The sequence below is a fragment of the Gracilimonas sp. B-17 genome, assembly GCF_056857935.1.
On sequence record NZ_JBSXOA010000011.1, the window covers coordinates 702,698 to 718,830 of the forward strand.

16 protein-coding genes are annotated in these 16,133 nt (G+C 43.0%); 8 read left to right on the top strand and 8 right to left on the bottom strand.

Translation table 11 applies throughout. From position 1 onward, the window contains the following. Positions 1-2: 2 nt before the first annotated feature. From AC13FX_RS08020 to AC13FX_RS08050, 7 genes are all read left to right on the top strand, one after another. Positions 3-854, top strand: a complete 852-nt coding sequence (locus AC13FX_RS08020) for a PHP domain-containing protein (RefSeq protein ID WP_482880028.1) — start codon at positions 3-5, stop codon at positions 852-854. A gap of 4 nt (positions 855-858) precedes the next feature. Beyond that, positions 859-1,323 (top strand): 6,7-dimethyl-8-ribityllumazine synthase, encoded by a 465-nt coding sequence (ribH, locus tag AC13FX_RS08025; RefSeq protein WP_482880029.1) that lies wholly within the window; start codon positions 859-861, stop codon positions 1,321-1,323. A 74-nt stretch (positions 1,324-1,397) separates the two neighbouring features. Next, positions 1,398-2,225, top strand: a complete 828-nt coding sequence (locus tag AC13FX_RS08030) for an isoprenyl transferase (protein WP_482880030.1) — start codon at positions 1,398-1,400, stop codon at positions 2,223-2,225. Between the two features lie 29 nt (positions 2,226-2,254). Beyond that, the gene (gene bamA / locus AC13FX_RS08035) at positions 2,255-4,711 is read left to right on the top strand and encodes an outer membrane protein assembly factor BamA (protein ID WP_482880031.1); all 2,457 of its coding nucleotides are present in this window, start codon (positions 2,255-2,257) and stop codon (positions 4,709-4,711) included. Next, a complete protein-coding gene (locus tag AC13FX_RS08040) occupies positions 4,711-5,250 on the top strand; it encodes an OmpH/Skp family outer membrane protein (RefSeq protein ID WP_482880032.1) in 540 nt (179 codons plus the stop codon). Before bamA ends, AC13FX_RS08040 begins: the two co-directional genes overlap by 1 nt. Positions 5,251-5,294: 44 nt before the next feature. Continuing rightward, entirely contained in the window at positions 5,295-5,816 is a 522-nt protein-coding gene (locus AC13FX_RS08045) for an OmpH/Skp family outer membrane protein (RefSeq protein WP_482880033.1), read from the top strand. Positions 5,817-5,839: 23 nt separating this feature from the next. Then, positions 5,840-6,385: an OmpH/Skp family outer membrane protein gene (locus AC13FX_RS08050; protein ID WP_482880034.1), complete on the top strand. Its 546-nt coding sequence runs from the start codon at positions 5,840-5,842 to the stop codon at positions 6,383-6,385. Positions 6,386-6,441: 56 nt separating this feature from the next. Here AC13FX_RS08050 and AC13FX_RS08055 read toward each other — a convergent pair whose 3' ends face one another. Next, entirely contained in the window at positions 6,442-7,554 is a 1,113-nt protein-coding gene (locus tag AC13FX_RS08055) for a vWA domain-containing protein (protein WP_482880035.1), read from the bottom strand. A 100-nt stretch (positions 7,555-7,654) separates the two neighbouring features. On the opposite strand from AC13FX_RS08055, the gene AC13FX_RS08060 reads away from it, so the two are divergent. Then, positions 7,655-8,272 (top strand): ribonuclease HII, encoded by a 618-nt coding sequence (locus tag AC13FX_RS08060; protein WP_482880158.1) that lies wholly within the window; start codon positions 7,655-7,657, stop codon positions 8,270-8,272. Positions 8,273-8,280: 8 nt separating this feature from the next. Here the strand turns inward: AC13FX_RS08060 and rodA are convergent, their stop codons facing one another. From rodA to purN, 7 genes are all read right to left on the bottom strand, one after another. Then, positions 8,281-9,531: a rod shape-determining protein RodA gene (rodA, locus tag AC13FX_RS08065; RefSeq protein ID WP_482880036.1), complete on the bottom strand. Its 1,251-nt coding sequence runs from the start codon at positions 9,529-9,531 to the stop codon at positions 8,281-8,283. Next, on the bottom strand, positions 9,524-11,365 hold the full coding sequence (gene mrdA / locus AC13FX_RS08070; RefSeq protein ID WP_482880037.1) for a penicillin-binding protein 2: 1,842 nt from the start codon (positions 11,363-11,365) through the stop codon (positions 9,524-9,526). Before mrdA ends, rodA begins: the two co-directional genes overlap by 8 nt. A 7-nt stretch (positions 11,366-11,372) precedes the next feature. Continuing rightward, positions 11,373-11,843: a rod shape-determining protein MreD gene (gene mreD / locus AC13FX_RS08075; RefSeq protein ID WP_482880038.1), complete on the bottom strand. Its 471-nt coding sequence runs from the start codon at positions 11,841-11,843 to the stop codon at positions 11,373-11,375. Next, positions 11,840-12,682, bottom strand: a complete 843-nt coding sequence (gene mreC, locus AC13FX_RS08080) for a rod shape-determining protein MreC (RefSeq protein ID WP_482880039.1) — start codon at positions 12,680-12,682, stop codon at positions 11,840-11,842. Before mreC ends, mreD begins: the two co-directional genes overlap by 4 nt. A 14-nt stretch (positions 12,683-12,696) precedes the next feature. After that, complete coding sequence (locus AC13FX_RS08085; RefSeq protein ID WP_482880040.1) at positions 12,697-13,764, bottom strand: rod shape-determining protein; 1,068 nt, start codon at positions 13,762-13,764, stop codon at positions 12,697-12,699. A gap of 138 nt (positions 13,765-13,902) precedes the next feature. Next, on the bottom strand, positions 13,903-15,477 hold the full coding sequence (purH, locus tag AC13FX_RS08090; protein WP_482880041.1) for a bifunctional phosphoribosylaminoimidazolecarboxamide formyltransferase/IMP cyclohydrolase: 1,575 nt from the start codon (positions 15,475-15,477) through the stop codon (positions 13,903-13,905). A 10-nt stretch (positions 15,478-15,487) separates the two neighbouring features. Continuing rightward, positions 15,488-16,090, bottom strand: coding sequence for a phosphoribosylglycinamide formyltransferase (gene purN, locus AC13FX_RS08095; protein ID WP_482880042.1), 603 nt, complete (start codon positions 16,088-16,090; stop codon positions 15,488-15,490). Between the last annotated feature and the right edge of the window lie 43 nt (positions 16,091-16,133).

A 16,133-nucleotide genomic window follows, 5' to 3' on the forward strand; every position in this document is an offset into this window, starting at 1 on the left:
TGATGCTGCCTAAAGCCGATCTTCATATTCATACCACCTGTTCAGATGGGAAACTAAAGCCATCTGAGGTTATTGAGCTTGCCAAGGAAAAGAAACTTTCTGCTGTTTCTATTACAGATCATGATACCTATAAGGGATATCACCTGGCTAAAGATAAAGCTGAAGAATATGGTATAGAACTGATATCAGGGTGTGAGATCACTTCAACAATAGACGATAAGGAAGCTCATATCCTGGCCTATTATTTTGATCCGGACACTGATTACCTGGAAAAATTTCTTAGTGAACAGAGAAAAGCCAGAAGTAAAAGGATCAAGGGTATCATTGACACAGTTCAAAAAGCCGGTGTGGATGTAGACTATGACGAGGTATGGGCAGAAGCAAATGGAGCAAACATAGGAAGGCCTCACCTGGCTCGTGTTCTCACACAGAAAGGATATGTAAGCAGCCCTAAAGAAGCTTTTATCAGATATTTAAGTAATCAAAAGCTTGGGACCATTGAAAATACCTATCCGGACTATCGGGAAGTGATCGAGATCGTAAAGAATGTGGGTGGAGCCTGTGTATTGGCACACCCCGGCAGGTTGTATACTACCGAAGAAGTTAAGAAATTCGTAAAAGCAGGAATGGATGGAATTGAGTGTATTCATCCGAGTCATAATTATCCTTTGCAAAAGAAGTATACTGAGATGTGTGATGAGTTAGGTTTATTGATGACCGGGGGGAGTGATACTCATGAAGGCAAAGATGCCGGATATACGAACCTCGGGGTTGTCACAATAGCCTATAAGTATGTGGAAAAGATAAAAAGGATGACTGACCAGCGTAAGAATATTGTAGAATTAAAAGATTAGAACAATGGAAATGATCGAAGGGTCAACAACACCGGGAACATCTAAGATAGGTATCGTAGTATCCCGTTGGAACTCAATGATAACAGATAAAATGTTGGATGGAGCCTTAAAAGCGCTCAGGTCAAACGGCATTCAGGAAGATGATATTACAGTGGTCAGGTGCCCGGGCTCGTATGAGATCCCTCTGGCAGTACAGCAACTGATAAAGAACAGGGATGTTGATGGTGTGATCGCCCTTGGTGTTGTGATACGGGGAGGTACCCCGCATTTTGAATATGTGTGTGATGCTGTGAACAGAGGGATCACTGATCTCATATTAAAACATAATAAACCCATAGCCTTTGGAGTTCTAACTACGGATGATGTAAAACAAGCTCTTGAGCGAGCCGGTGAGAAGGGTAATAAGGGCGCTGAAGCCGCTTTAGCTTTACTTGAGATGATATCCGTTGAACAAAATCTTACTAACTGATTAAATTAATAGACCTTGATAAAGGACGCTCAAAGCTCTAATTTTCAAAGCTTCAAAACCAGCTTGGAAAACCTTTGAAAGAGCTTACAATAACAAAACAAATACAGACTGAAGAAGATAAGAGGAATCAGGAAATTCTTAAGAATTCCGGTGAGGTTCCCTTACATATTGCCATCATTATGGATGGTAATGGAAGGTGGGCTAAAAATAAGGGTAGTATTCGCCTGCACGGTCATAAAGTTGGAGTCGATTCTGTACGGGATATCACAGAATCGTGTGCCCAGTTAGGGGTCAAATACCTGACCCTCTATGCATTTTCTACAGAGAATTGGGGGCGACCTTCTACCGAGGTGCGAGGCCTGATGAAACTACTTGTCTCATCGCTGAGGAAGGAAGCCGAAAATCTCAATAAAAATGATATCAGGCTTTCTACCATTGGGCAACTTGATCGATTTCCAAAGAGTTGTCAAACCGAGCTGAGAGAAGCAATTGAACTTACCAAAGACAACAACAGGCTTGAACTTTGTCTTGCCCTGAGTTATTCCGGACGATGGGATATTACTGAAGCCGTTAAAAAGATCGCCACCCATGTAAAAGATGGGCGTCTGGATCCTGAACTGATCAACGATCAGATGATAGGAGATCATTTATCGACGGCAGATGTACCCGATCCGGATCTTATCATTCGTACAAGCGGTGAGTACCGGATCAGTAACTTTCTGCTTTGGCAGCTGGCTTATTCCGAATTATACATTACCGAAACCTATTGGCCGGATTTCAGAAGAGATGAATTATATGAGGCCATCCGTTCCTATCAGGGCAGAGACCGAAGGTTCGGAAAAATTTCAGTTTCTGAAGACGAAAAAGCAGGTTCATCCCGTTTAGTTAACAAAAAATCATAAGCATTTAAACAAAAGGCGTGTTGATACTTTTGAAAAGAACACTTTTTGCAACCTTACTTCTAATTGGTTTTACATCCATTTTTGCTCAGGCTCAGGATATTGATTTAACCGACCCCACTGAGCTAACCCCGCGTGAATATGAGATCCTGGGAGTTACAATTGAAGGAAATGAGAATACCCGCGACCAATTCATTATCAACGCAGCTTCATTGAATGAAGGAAGTTCCATTGTTTATCCGGGAGATGCACTGAACAGTGCTATTAGCCGACTGTATCGTTCAGGGCTTTTCTCTGATATCAAGATCTTTGTTACAGAGCGGACAACCAATGGTATCCGATTTCTGATCGAAGTACAGGAACAACCCAGAATATTTGATTACAGGCTTGAAAATATTAAACGTTCGCAACGCAGAGACCTTGAGGAACTGATCGTATTGACCCCCGGTACCGTTATTACAGATGCCGCAATTGGCCAGGCTAAGAATACGATCCGCAGATTTTATAAAGAAAAGGGATATTGGTTCACGGAAGTAAATACCAAGACTGAAACAGTTGAAGATGTTGAGGACCGGGTTCGACTTATATTTAATATTATTCCCGGTGAACGCCTTGAAGTAAAGGATATTGATTTTTACGGTAATGATGAATTCTCTGACCGTAAACTCCGTAAGAAGATCAAACCTTTGAAAGAAGATGCCTGGTGGAAGATCTTTGGCAAAAAGGTATTTAAGGAAGAAGATTTTGTTGAAGGAAAAGAAAAGGTACTGAGTTTTTATCGGGAGAATGGATTCAGTGATGCTCGGATCCTGTCTGATTCAGTATATGTATATGAGTATAAAGATGGTAAGGTTGGACTGAAAGTTGATGTAAATATAAGCGAAGGCCCACAATACAAAGTTCGAAACATCACATGGGAAGGTAATACGGTTTATACGAATGAAACCCTGACGGAGGCACTTGGTTTTCGAAAAGGGGACGTTTTCAATGAAGTTAAATTCGATGAGAACGTAAATATTAATCAGTCCAGTACTGATATCACTTCACTGTATCAGAATATTGGATACCTGTTCTTTACGGTTCAACCTGAGATCAAAAAGGTGGCTGAGGATTCACTGGATATACATTTCAATATCTATGAAGATGAGATCGCGACTATTCGAGAGGTGAATTTTACAGGCAATACACGGACTCATGATGATGTGGTAAGAAGAACCCTTAGAACCGTGCCGGGCAATAAATACAGTCGGCAGGCTATCATTCGTACGATCCGTGAACTTGGACAGCTTGGTTATTTTGACCCACAAAACATTCAGCCACAGCCAATTCCGGACCGTGAGAATAAGACGGTAGATATCGTGTATCAGCTCGATGATACCCAAAGCACCTCCAATTTTGAATTTTCCGGTGGTTATGGTGGATCCGGTATCGGAGTGATCCTTTCCGCCCGTGTTAACTTCAATAACTTCTCCATTCAAAGAGCCTTTGAAAAAGAAGGATGGAAGCCAATTCCATCAGGTGACGGACAACAGTTATCACTTGGTGTACAGGTAACGGGAACCGGCTATCAGAGTTACAGCTTTGGTTTTCAGGAACCTTGGTTCAGAGGCGAGCCAACTTCCCTTGGGTTCAATGTTTCCTACAACCTGCTGAATTACCGTGGAAGCAACGAAAGGAATGAGCTTTTCTCAAGTTCCATTTCCATAGGTAGAAGACTCAAATGGCCAGATGACTATTTCTCAACCCGCACTATTCTAGGATATCAGCTATATGATGTGGTGGGTAATCAATCATTTTTTGCAGAAGGCACTTCAAGTTTGCTGACATTGGAACAGGTATTGGAAAGAAATACGCTGAACAACCCGATCTCACCGAGTTCAGGTTCTAAATTCACCTTATCCGGTGAGTTTGCACCACCACTGCCCGGATTTGCTGAATACTACAAATTCCGGACAAATTACCAGTATCACGTTCCTGTGGTTGGTAAATTGGTTATGACCAGTCAGGTTAACTACGGTTATATAGGGTATTTCACAGACGATAAACGAAGTGAATTGAAGAAATTTCTTGTGGGTGGTACACAATTGCAGCAGCGCCAGAGTTTCCTGTATGATAACATTGACCTGAGAGGTTATCCGGGCGGCACCAGAGAAAGTATTGCACCTGTAGTTGATGGCGCTAAAGTAGGCGGTACCATGTTCAGTAAATATTCACTTGAAATGAGGTATCCGGCAATTGCCAATGAGCAGATACAGGTTATTCCTTACACATTTATTGATGCCGGTAACTCATATCTGAATTTTGAAAATTTCGATCCATTCAACGTCAAGCGTTCTGTAGGTTTCGGAGCCCGTCTTTACCTGCCGGTACTGGGTCTTGTTGACCTGAGTTATGGATATAGGCTGGACGGTGTTAATGTTCCGGGATCAACTGCAAATGTAATGCCCGGTAACTGGGAATTCCTGTTTAACATTGGGTCACCATTCTAATGAGAACGATCAGATCTACATTAATTCTGGCTTTATTATTGACGGTCTCCCTGAATGTAATGGGGCAGGACCAAAAGCTTGGTTACTTTGAATCAGATCTGATATTAGAAAGTATTCCAGAGTATAGTAGTATTCAGCAACAATTGAATCTGATAAGTGCTCAGTGGGAAGCTGAGATCCAAAGAATGGAAACAGAGATCAGGCAACTGCAGGAAGATTTTAATGCAAAGGAGATACTATACACGGATGAAATACGTAATCAAAGAGAACAGGAAATAGAAAATAAGATCCAAACTAAGGAAGCATACGTTGCGCAAAAATTTGGACCTGAAGGAGAATATTTCACCAGGCAAAAAGAACTTTTAGAACCAATACAACGACAGGTTTTTGCTGCGGTAAGAGCGGTAGCACAACGGCAAAATTATGATTTTGTGTTTGACCGATCCGGTGACATTTATATGGTATATGCCAACAATGCTTATAATTTAAATGAACTAATTCTGGAAGAGCTCGGAATTGAGACAGATCCTGAAGAATAAATTAACTAATAAAAATTCATTATAAACTAACGACCAACATGAACATGATTAAAAAATTATCCCTGTTGCTTTTTACTTCTGCGATGCTATTTGGCATGCAGGAAGCTATGGCCCAGGTAAAGATAGGTTATGCAAATCCCGGACAAATTCTTAGCGCATTGCCTGAAGTGGAACAAATTGATCAGGAGATCGAAACAATGATCACAGAAAGTGATCAGGAATTGGCTCAGAAAGCCAATGATCTTCAGCAGATCTTCTCTGAATATGAGCAGAATATGAATACCATGTCTGAGCAGGAAAGAGGTTCCCGTGAAGAAGAATTGATGGAACTAAATCAGCAATTCGAGCAGGATAGGGAAACGATGATGAATCGTATCCGTCAGCGTAGAAGCGAACTTATGCAGCCTGTCATTGAGAAAATGAATGTGGCCATGGAAGAAGTTGCTCAGGAAATGGACCTTGACCTGATCCTGAATGAAGGTACGTCATCAGGTGACCTGATCGTATTTTATGCAAACAGTGAGCAGCTGAACATTACCAATCGCATAATTGAAAAAATTCAATAATAACAGACAAACCAAACACTCTAATGAAGAAATTAAGTTTAATTATATTATCTGTATTTATTGCATTTTCAGCAGTTGATACAGCAAAGGCACAGCAGGAAACAAAAATTGGATATGTCAATCCTCAGGCTGTTCTTGCAAAAATGCCAGAAATGAGAGCTATTCAGCAGCGTTTGCAAAACTTTACTGAAAAGAAGCAGGAAGAGCTGCAACAAAAACAGCAGGAATACCAACAGTCTGTTCAGGAGTTTGAGCAAAAGGTTGGTGTGATCTCTGAAGATGCAAGCCAAAGAGAGCAAGAACGACTGTTGGGTTTACAGCAGGATCTTCAAATGGCTCAACAACAGGCTCAACAAGATATACAACAGAGAAGGCAAGAATTGCTAGGCCCGATGTTCAATCAGATCGGAACAGCTATTGATAAGGTTGCGGAACAAAAGGGACTCACCTATGTACTGAACACTACTACTTCAAATGGTGATCAGATCATACTGTATGCATCTCCGGAATTTCAAAGTCAGTATGATATTACTGATGCCGTGATGCAGGAATTGGGCGTATTTGAATAATTGATTCAAATACCTATACATTATTTAAAGAGGCTGCTCATACCGGGCAGCCTTTTTTATTTTACGTTCTTTTTTCGGTTCTGAATGTAATCCTCAAATATATAGCCTCCGAGGTCATCCAAAGAAGCGAAATAGGCCTTTCCCTTATTGGCTTCGGTCATTTCACGTACAAAGCTTTGCAGGTAGGGGTCTTGTGCTATCATAAAGGTGGTGATCGTGATCTGATCTCTCCGGCATTTCACAGCTTCATCCAATACCTTATTTACGATCTTTCGGTCTAGCCCAAAACTATTCTTATAAAACTTACCGTTTTCTATCATGCATGACGGTTTCCCGTCAGTGATCATAAAGATCTGTTTATTGGCATATTTTTTACGCTGAAGGATATGGCGGGCTACTTCCAATCCTTGTTTAGTATTGGTGTGATAGGGACCTACTTTAAGGTAGGGCAGATCATCCACAGATATTTGCCAGGCCTTGTTTCCAAAGGCTACGATATCAAGCGAATCCTTGGCATAATTATTCATGATCAGTTCAGACAAGGCCATCGCTACTTTTTTTGCCGGAGTGATCCGGTCTTCACCATAAAGGATCATGGAATGACTCAGATCGATCAGTAAAACTGTTGCAACCGAAGTGAAGTGGTCTGTTTCGTAAACTTCCAGATCATCTTCCTGAAGATTGAAAGCATCAATAGAACTATGATTTAGCATATTCAGCATAGTACCTACGCTGTCTATCTGACCTATATCATCACCTTGAGTCCATTTTCGTGTCTCAGGCTGCCTTTCCAGCCCCTTACCCGTGTGTGGCGATTTATGGCCTCCAATACCACCTTTTTCAAGATTCTTGAATATCTCTTCGAGAGAACGTTTTCTTAGGCTTCGTTCTGTTTTCTTTGTCATCTTAAAAGCTTGCCCCTGGCCATCATTTTCTATATAGCCACGTTCCTGCATCTCTTCAATGAAATCGCCCAGGGAATAGCCATCTTCGAACTGCTCCGTTATGTTATATTCCTTATCAAGTTCGGTTAGCCATTTCAGTGCCTGCTTTACATCACCGCTTGAAATCGTCAGTAATTGCTGGAATAGATCCCATAATGTGTCAAATGGAGATTTCCCACCTCTTTTGGCATAACGTTCGTCCCACTCGAAGTATTTAAAATGCATATCTTTCCTTTTCTTAATCAAATACTTCCACTGCCAAATGAGTTCCATGAAATGGCAGAAATTAACAGTGGAATTAAGTAATTCAGAATATATTGATCAAATGACTGACCGATTAAAATTTGAAAGACAGCTATGGAGTGAAGGGTATGAAAGGATAATTGGGCTGGATGAGGTCGGAAGGGGGTGCCTTGCCGGACCCGTAGTGGCCGCAGGGGTTGTGTTTAAGAAGGGTACCGATATTCCTGAAATAAGAGACAGTAAAGGAATAGGGGAAAAGGAACGGATTATACTCAGCGAAATGATAAAAGATGAAGCCCTATATTGGTCGGTACAGGAAGGAAGCATTGAGCTTATCAAAGACCTGAATATTCTATGGGCCTCTTTACACACTATGCAGAAATGTGTGGATGCTATTGAACCATTGCCGGATTATCTATTAGTGGATGGTAACAGGTATATTACATCAATTATCCCTTATACCTGTCTGGTGAAGGGAGATGACCGATCAATGAGTATAGCAGCAGCCTCGATACTTGCCAAAGTGTATCGTGATGAATTGATGAAAGACCTTCATGAAAGATATCCTGAATATGGCTGGGATACGAATGTTGGGTATCCCACTCCCCCTCATAAAAATGCCTTGAAAGTGCACGGGTATACTGAATTCCATCGAACAAGCTTTAAACTTGGAACTGAAAAGGTCAGAAGGAAAGAATAGCAGTAAAGCTAACGATATATACTGAACTCCCGTTTATGGAAATCCATGTTCAGACAAATAGCCAGCATGATGGTGTTGGTCAAAAAGGCCGAACCCCCATAACTGATAAAGGGTAACGGCAACCCGATGACCGGAAGCAGGGCAGAGGCGCTTCCCACATTTATAAAAAAGTGAATAAAGTAAACGGATGTGATACTCACAGTGACAAGCTGAGCAAATGGGTGTTTGTGGTTGCCGGCCATGTTAAGAAGCCTTACAAATAAAAATATGAACATCACGATCACAATAGTGGAACCAATGAACCCAAACTCCTCACCGATCACACAAAAGATAAAATCGGTCCACTGCTCGGGCAGAAATTTAAGCTGTGTCTGGGTTCCTTCCAGGAAACCCTTGCCGGTCAATCCTCCAGAACCAATGGCAGTCTTTGCCTGAATGACGTTCCAGCCTGCACCGGTTGGATCATAATTTGGATTGGTAAAAGCAGCAATTCGAGCTATCTGGTGAGGTTGTAACAACTGATTCATTGCTACCTGAACTCCTGACACGGTCATAAATCCGGTAATAAAAGCGGTTACGGTAAGCCAGACCCTGCGTTGTATAAAAAAGATCAATGCAGTTAGAAATATTGCGGAAATAAGTCCGTAATACCACTCGATCACTGTAAGATAGGCGATGATAGCCGGTGAGATAATGAACAGTGATACTCCATATGGCAAACCTGACCAGAATAACATAACCGGAATAAGGGATAAGAAGATCAGAGCAGTACCAAGATCATTCTGCAAAAAGACCAAAATTGTTGGGACCATGATAATAGCTACTGCGGTGAGTGCATAGCGAACATTTTCTGCGGAAATGTCACGGCGACTTGTCAGGTAATTGGCTGTGGCTAGTATAGTAGCGATTTTCATAAGTTCACTGGCCTGTAGATTGGCAGGGCCTATTCTTAGCCAGCTTTTTGCACCGTTTATTTCGGTACCGAACATCAGGGTCAGTATCATCAGTATGAGGCCTATTCCATATGCAAAATAGGATAACTGAATAAAGGCCCTCGGAGAAATGAACTGTATGGATATAAAGGCAAACAATGCAATGATCACCCATATCACCTGTTTGAAAAAGTTATTCTGTATGTAAGTCTCGAGGTATTGAGATACGGGGCCCTGCGTAGCACTGTAAATAGCTATCAAACCGATGAATGCCAGGATCATCCAGGTAAAAAATACGGACCAGCTAAATTCTCTTACATTATTCATTTTCTAACAATTCCGAGTCTGTTGGGCGCGATTCAAAGTTCAACACATAATTGTACACATAGTTTCTTGAGATCTCACCCTCAATAAATTTTTCGATCAGTACCGCTGCCACGGGGGCTGCTGATATGGAACCATAACCACCGTTCTCGATAAGAACGCTAACCACGATCTGGGGGTCATCGAAAGGTGCAAATGAAGTAAACCAGCCATGATCCCTTCCATGAGGATTTTGTGCAGTTCCCGTTTTACCGGCAGTAGGAACTTCTGAGTTATTCGTGTAATAGCGGCTTGGCCCTTCTGAAACCACTTTTCTCATACCGGCCCTTACGATACCAAGGTTCTCATCTGTGATCCATTCGATCCTTTTCAGCTCAGTCGCTTTTTCCATGATCTTACCATCAGGTGATCTGGTCGCTTTCACAATATGTGGTTTCACCCGATAACCACCGTTCGCAATGACACTGGTCATTTGAGCTACCTGTAGCGGCGAGAGGGATAACAACCCCTGGCCTATACCCATACTGAGAATATCTCCTACACCCCATCTGTTTTCACCAAAGGTTCTATTCATATAAGCACTGTCAGGTACAATGCCGTTTGATGCAAAGGGCAGGTCTATCGGATTGGAAACCCCGAGCCCGAGGTCGTTCAGCATTTCGCTCCACTGGTTCAGATATCCGTTCGTTGCGATCTGATCCATGAGAGAGAAGAAGTAAGTGTTACTAGAGTTCGCAATAGCTTTCTCAAGGTTATATTCGCCGATGGGAGCAGTATCTCTGTAGGGGCGACCTCTCATGTAGGCCCCGCTGTTGTAAACCGTTGTCGTTGAATCTATAAACCCAAGATGAAGTCCCATCAGGCCCATGATCGGTTTAATGGTTGAGCCCGGAGGCTGCCTGCCCGAGATAGCGCGATTGTACAGCGGAGTTAGTGAATCGGCATTGATGGCTTGCCAATAATCCATATCAAGCCGGCCGGCTAATTTTTTTAACTCATAGTCTGGTGAACTCACCATAGCCAGGATACCGCCGGTCTTTGGGTCCATAGCAACCAGGGCTCCTTTTTTACCTTCCATAAGTTCCTCCGCAAGTACCTGAAGGTCTGTATCAATGGTAGTATATATATCGGATCCCTGAACGGGGTGCTGTACCAGAGTTGAATCCTCAAAATCACTGATAGCTTGTCCAAGGGCATTTACCCTGAGATATTTAACTCCATCATCTCCCCTCAGTGTGTCTTCATAGATCATCTCAAGTCCACTTTTCCCAACCTTGTCACCAAGTTTAAGTTTGTCCGAATTACGGTACTCGCTTTCACTGGCTTCCCTTAAATACCCGAATAAGTGTGATCCATTGAATGGTGTTGGGTAGTGTCTTTTACTTTCGATCTGATGCCCAATTCCGGGCAACTGCCATAGGTTTTCCTGAATGGCAGAAAATCGTTCAAAATCAATTTCAGTGATCAGGCGTGAAGTACGGTACCAGGAATAACGCTGAGCTTCCTGAACTCGTGCGGTCAACAAGGAATCAGAAACATTCAGGATATCAGCCAATAGCGGTAATTTATCCTTGTCGAATAGGGAAGGAGTTATGGTAATGGAATAGATCGGTTCGTTATCAACTATAAGTTTTCCGTTACGGTCGTAGATCAATCCTCTTGCCGCGTCAACGTACTCTTGACGAACCGAATTCTCCTGCCCAAGAGCGGCATAAACCTCATATTCTATGATCTGCAGATAAAAGACCCTTCCCAATACAACAAGCGTCAGGCCAATGATAATAACCTGTAGAGCACGGATGGATGTCCTTGTTCTGTTTGTTTGAGAAATTGACATAGATTACTTAGTTGCCTTTGAAAATAAATAACATTGCACCGAGGGTAGCAGTGTATAAACTGTTTAGTGTGAGGAAAATTATAGGAGAAAATCCCTGACTGTAGGCATCAATGAAACTGCTTAATCCTAAAAATATCAGGTTATGGAAAAATGCCGATATCAAAATCACTAAAAATATCTGCCAGACCAGTAATCGGCTCTCTCGTTGCCGGTTCAGAAAATTATAGGCAAAGAACATAAGCAATACTTTGGAGAACATATTCAGTCCCCAAAAATCGAACAACGCATCCTGGAAAAAGGCCAATACGGCTGCGATCATTACCAATTGTACTCTGTCATATTTCATGGCAACCCAAAGCAGGAAAATAAGCAGGGGATCGGGGGTAGCACCAAAAAAGCTCAGGTGCTGAAATATCAGTACTTCAATGATAACGAAGCTTAAGCCAACTAAGAGATCTTTAACGGTTTCCTTATTCATTCAAACAGCTGATTATACATTTCTTTCAGTACGGTAATATTTGAGTCAGGCTCAAACTTGATGATGAATCCATGAGCCAGATCTGTCAGGCTGCTATAGGGTTCCAGGAAAATGCGTTGTGTTTGCCGACCCTGCTCCGGCTCAGTCCGAATCACCCTTCCGATCGGGATACCTTCGGGAAATTGATTGCTGCTGCCTGAGGTTTCGATCACATAACCAGAATCTACGGGCACTGTTTTTGGGACAAAGTCCATGACCAACTCTCCGTAACGCTCACCGGTCCAGCTTACGATGCCATTTGCCTGATTCTCCTGTATGCGGGCACTCACCCTGAACAGTGAATTGTAATAAGGCATGACCTGTGAGTAATATCTGCCGGCCAGAACGATCTTGCCTATCAGGCCATCAGAGGAAACCAGGGGCATTCCTTCCCTTAATCCATCTTCCATACCTGAGTCAACCGTCAGGGTGTTATTAAGACCATTGAGCTGCTTGCTAACTATTAGTACAGGCTGAAGGTCAAAGCCACTTCGGTTTTGGTATCCAAGTAAATTCCGGAGTTCTTCATTTTCCTGCTGAATGGCTCTAAGACGACTTAGCTCATCCTGAAGCAGAATATTTTGACGCTGTAAGTAGGTATTGGTATTCAGTGCCTGCCTGTAGATCCGGATATTAGCCAGCGGCTCTTCAAGCAAACTAAGTGATGTGACTGAAACCGTGCGTAACGTATCTATACCCCCCTGATGTCTGCTGATAGCCAATGCAAAAGCAAAGATCAGAAGCAGGGCAGTAATTATGTAATCCTTGGCATCACTTAGTTTTAACGATCTAAGTCGCATTCATTATTGGGGTATTAAGAAATTACCGGGCGGTAATATTCAAGATTTTCGAGTATGGCACCGGTACCTCTCACAACGGCAGTAAGAGGGTCTTCGGCAATATGAACAGGAAGATCTGTGGTCTCCATGATCAACTTATCCAGGTTCTTGAGCAGGGCACCGCCACCGGTCAGCATGATACCACGGTCAAGGATATCAGCTGAAAGCTCAGGAGGAGTTTGCTCAAGTGATTTGGTAATAGATTCTACGATCGTGTTCACGGATTCGGCAATAGCTTCTCGGGCGTCTTTTGAGGTGATATGGCGTGTTCTCGGAACCCCATTCACCAGGTCACGTCCTTTGGTGATCATCTCAAGTTCCTCATCAAGAGGGGCCGCAGACCCAATATCACATTTAATTTTCTCAGCGGTTCTCTCACCGATCAGGAGATTATGATTTCTTCGGAAATAATTGATGATATCTTCATTAAGCTCATCTCCACCCAAACGCACTGATTGTGCATATACTACACCGGAAAGAGCGATAACAGCGATCTCAGTCGTGCCTCCACCAATATCAACGATCATACTGCCCACGGGCTCGTGTACATCAAGGCCAATACCGATAGCGGCTGCCATTGGTTCATCAACGAGATATACTTCCTTGGCTCCGGCATGCTCGGCACTGTCACGCACAGCACGACGTTCAACTTCAGTGATCCCGCTTGGTACACAAATTACCATTTGACGGGTGGTTGAATACCACTTCATCTTAACTTTTTTGATCATCCCGCGGATCATCTGCTCTGCTACTTCAAAGTCAGCGATCACACCATCACGGAGTGGTCTTACCGTTCGGATCTTACTGTGCGTTTTTTCGTGCATCAGCCGTGCTTCATGCCCGGTGGCAACAGGAACATTCTGTTGATTCAGTGCAACGATGGAAGGTTCGTTCAGAACAATGCCTTCACCTCTGGAGTAGATCAGGGTATTGGCAGTCCCAAGATCCATTGCAATATCTGTGTAGAGAAAATCGAAGAATCCTTTCTTCTGTGGCTGTTTTTTACTGTTTTCTGAAGTGTTTACTTCGCGGGAATCTGACATTTTTGACCGTTAAGATAATTGTGCGTTGGGATAATAGATGAAAAAGAAAATACAATAATGAATGTGTATTTGCGAATGTATAAAAACTTAAAATTCAGAAATATTCAAATTTGGTTTTTGAGTCCTTAAAATGCAGGATCAGTGTCTGAAATGTCGTTTTCCGGTTAGTATCATGGCCATATCGAATTCGTTTGCTTTTGCGATCACTTCTTCATCCCTGATACTTCCGCCGGGCTGAATGACGGCTGTGGCACCTGCCTTTGCAGCAGCCTCAACACCGTCAGCAAAAGGGAAGAAGGCATCCGATGCTATAGCTGAGCCAGACAGATCCAATCCTTCCTTAGCTGCTTTTGCAACGGCTATTTCAGATGAATCAACACGACTGGTTTGCCCCGATCCTATGCCCAATGTCCTGCCGTCTTTGGCATATACAATGGCATTCGATTTAATATGCCGTACCACTTTCCATGAAAATAGAAGATCCTTCATTTCCTGTTCTGTTGGTTTTCGCTTGCTTACTACCTTGAATTCATCCGGATCGGCCGGCAACAGATCAGCCTGTTGATTCAGTAAACCACCAAAAATTGATCTGAATGATGAGGCTTGTACTTCACTTACCGACTTTTTGATCCGAATCAACCGCCGATTTTTTTTCTGTGTCAGAAGTTCAAGGGATTCATCACTGAAGGAAGGGGCAATGATGATCTCTGTGAAGATCTCATCTATAGCTTTGGCAGTCTCCAGGTCCAGTTCCTGATTTACAACCACAATGCCGCCAAATGGAGATACCCGGTCGGTACTGAATGCTTTTTCATAAGCCGATTTAAGTGAATCTCCTACACCAACCCCGGATGGGATGGTATGCTTGATGATGGCGCATGCCTTTTCCTCATCAGTAAAATCGGATATGATATTCAGGGCTGAGTCTACATCCAGATAGTTATTGTAGCTGAGTTGTTTTCCGTGAAAGCAATCAATGAATGATGCCTGATCGCCGTAGACGGCCGCTTTTTGATGGGGATTCTCTCCATAACGGAGTTCCTGCGAAAGTGGAAGAGAGATATTGACCTGCTTTGCGGGTTCCTCATCTATCAGATCCGTAAAATAGTTGGTAATGGCAGCATCGTAGTCTGCAGTGTGGGCAAAAGCATCTTTTGCCAGTTTACGCCTGCTTTCAATGGAAACAGCCATTTTCTCTTCCAATTCTTCTGTAAACTCAGCATACTGTGAAGGAGAGCTTAAAATAGCCACATGTGCAAAATTCTTGGCGGCCGCCCTGATCATAGTTGGCCCGCCGATATCAATGAATTCAGTGGCTTCTGCTTCGGTAACATCCGGTTCTGCCACTTTATCCTTGAAGGGATATAGATTTACAACCACCAGTTCAATAGGGGTGATACCCAGTTTTTCGATCTCCCTGACATCAGGTTCATGAGAAGTCCGCGCCAGAATTCCACCATGCACCATCGGGTGTAAGGTCTTGACGCGTCCATCCAGGCATTCTTCAAATCCTGTGATCTCTGAAACATCTTTAACAGGAATACCTTCCGCCTTTATGACCTTTGCAGTTCCTCCCGTCGAAATGATCTCGACACCGGATGCATGCAGGGCTTTGGCCAATTCCGGAAGACCGGTCTTATCAGATACCGATATCAGCGCGCGTTTAATTTTAAGAGGATCGGATGGGAGAGAAGAAAGAGGTTTGAGTGACACGGGTTGGTTTTTATTTCGGGTTAGGTGTTTGGAGTTTGTTTAGATATTCTTCTATAGTGTCGGGCAACAATTTGTGTTCCTGCTTCAGGATCCTTGCAGCCAGGATCTCCGGGGTATCATTGGGTTGAACAGGGACTTCTGTCTGAGCCAATATTGGTCCTTTGTCAAATTCTTCATTCACCAGGTGTACCGTGCATCCGGAAATAGATTCCTGGTTCTCTATGACAGCTCTATGCACATTCAGTCCATAATATCCCTTCCCGCCATACTTAGGCAATAATGAGGGATGGATGTTCAGGATCCGGTTCTCATAGCATTCGATCACTTGCAGGGGGATCTTTTTCAGGTATCCGGCAAGAACGACAAGGTCTGTATTCCAGGTTTTGAGCTGATCCAAAAGAGCTTCAGCAAATTCAGATTCACTTTCATATGCCGAAGGTGTAATGACCTTATGTGGAATACCGTGATCCTTGGCACGGTCAATAGAACCGATGTCAGGTTTATCGGTGATGAGGCCATTAATTTTTGCAGATAGTTTACCCTTTTCAATTGCATCAATAAGCGACTGAAAGTTAGTGCCCGAGCCGGACGCAAAAACAACGAGTCCTTTCAAAAGTTAAAATGGTTTTTAAGGGTGCCTGGTAGGGCAGAAAAGA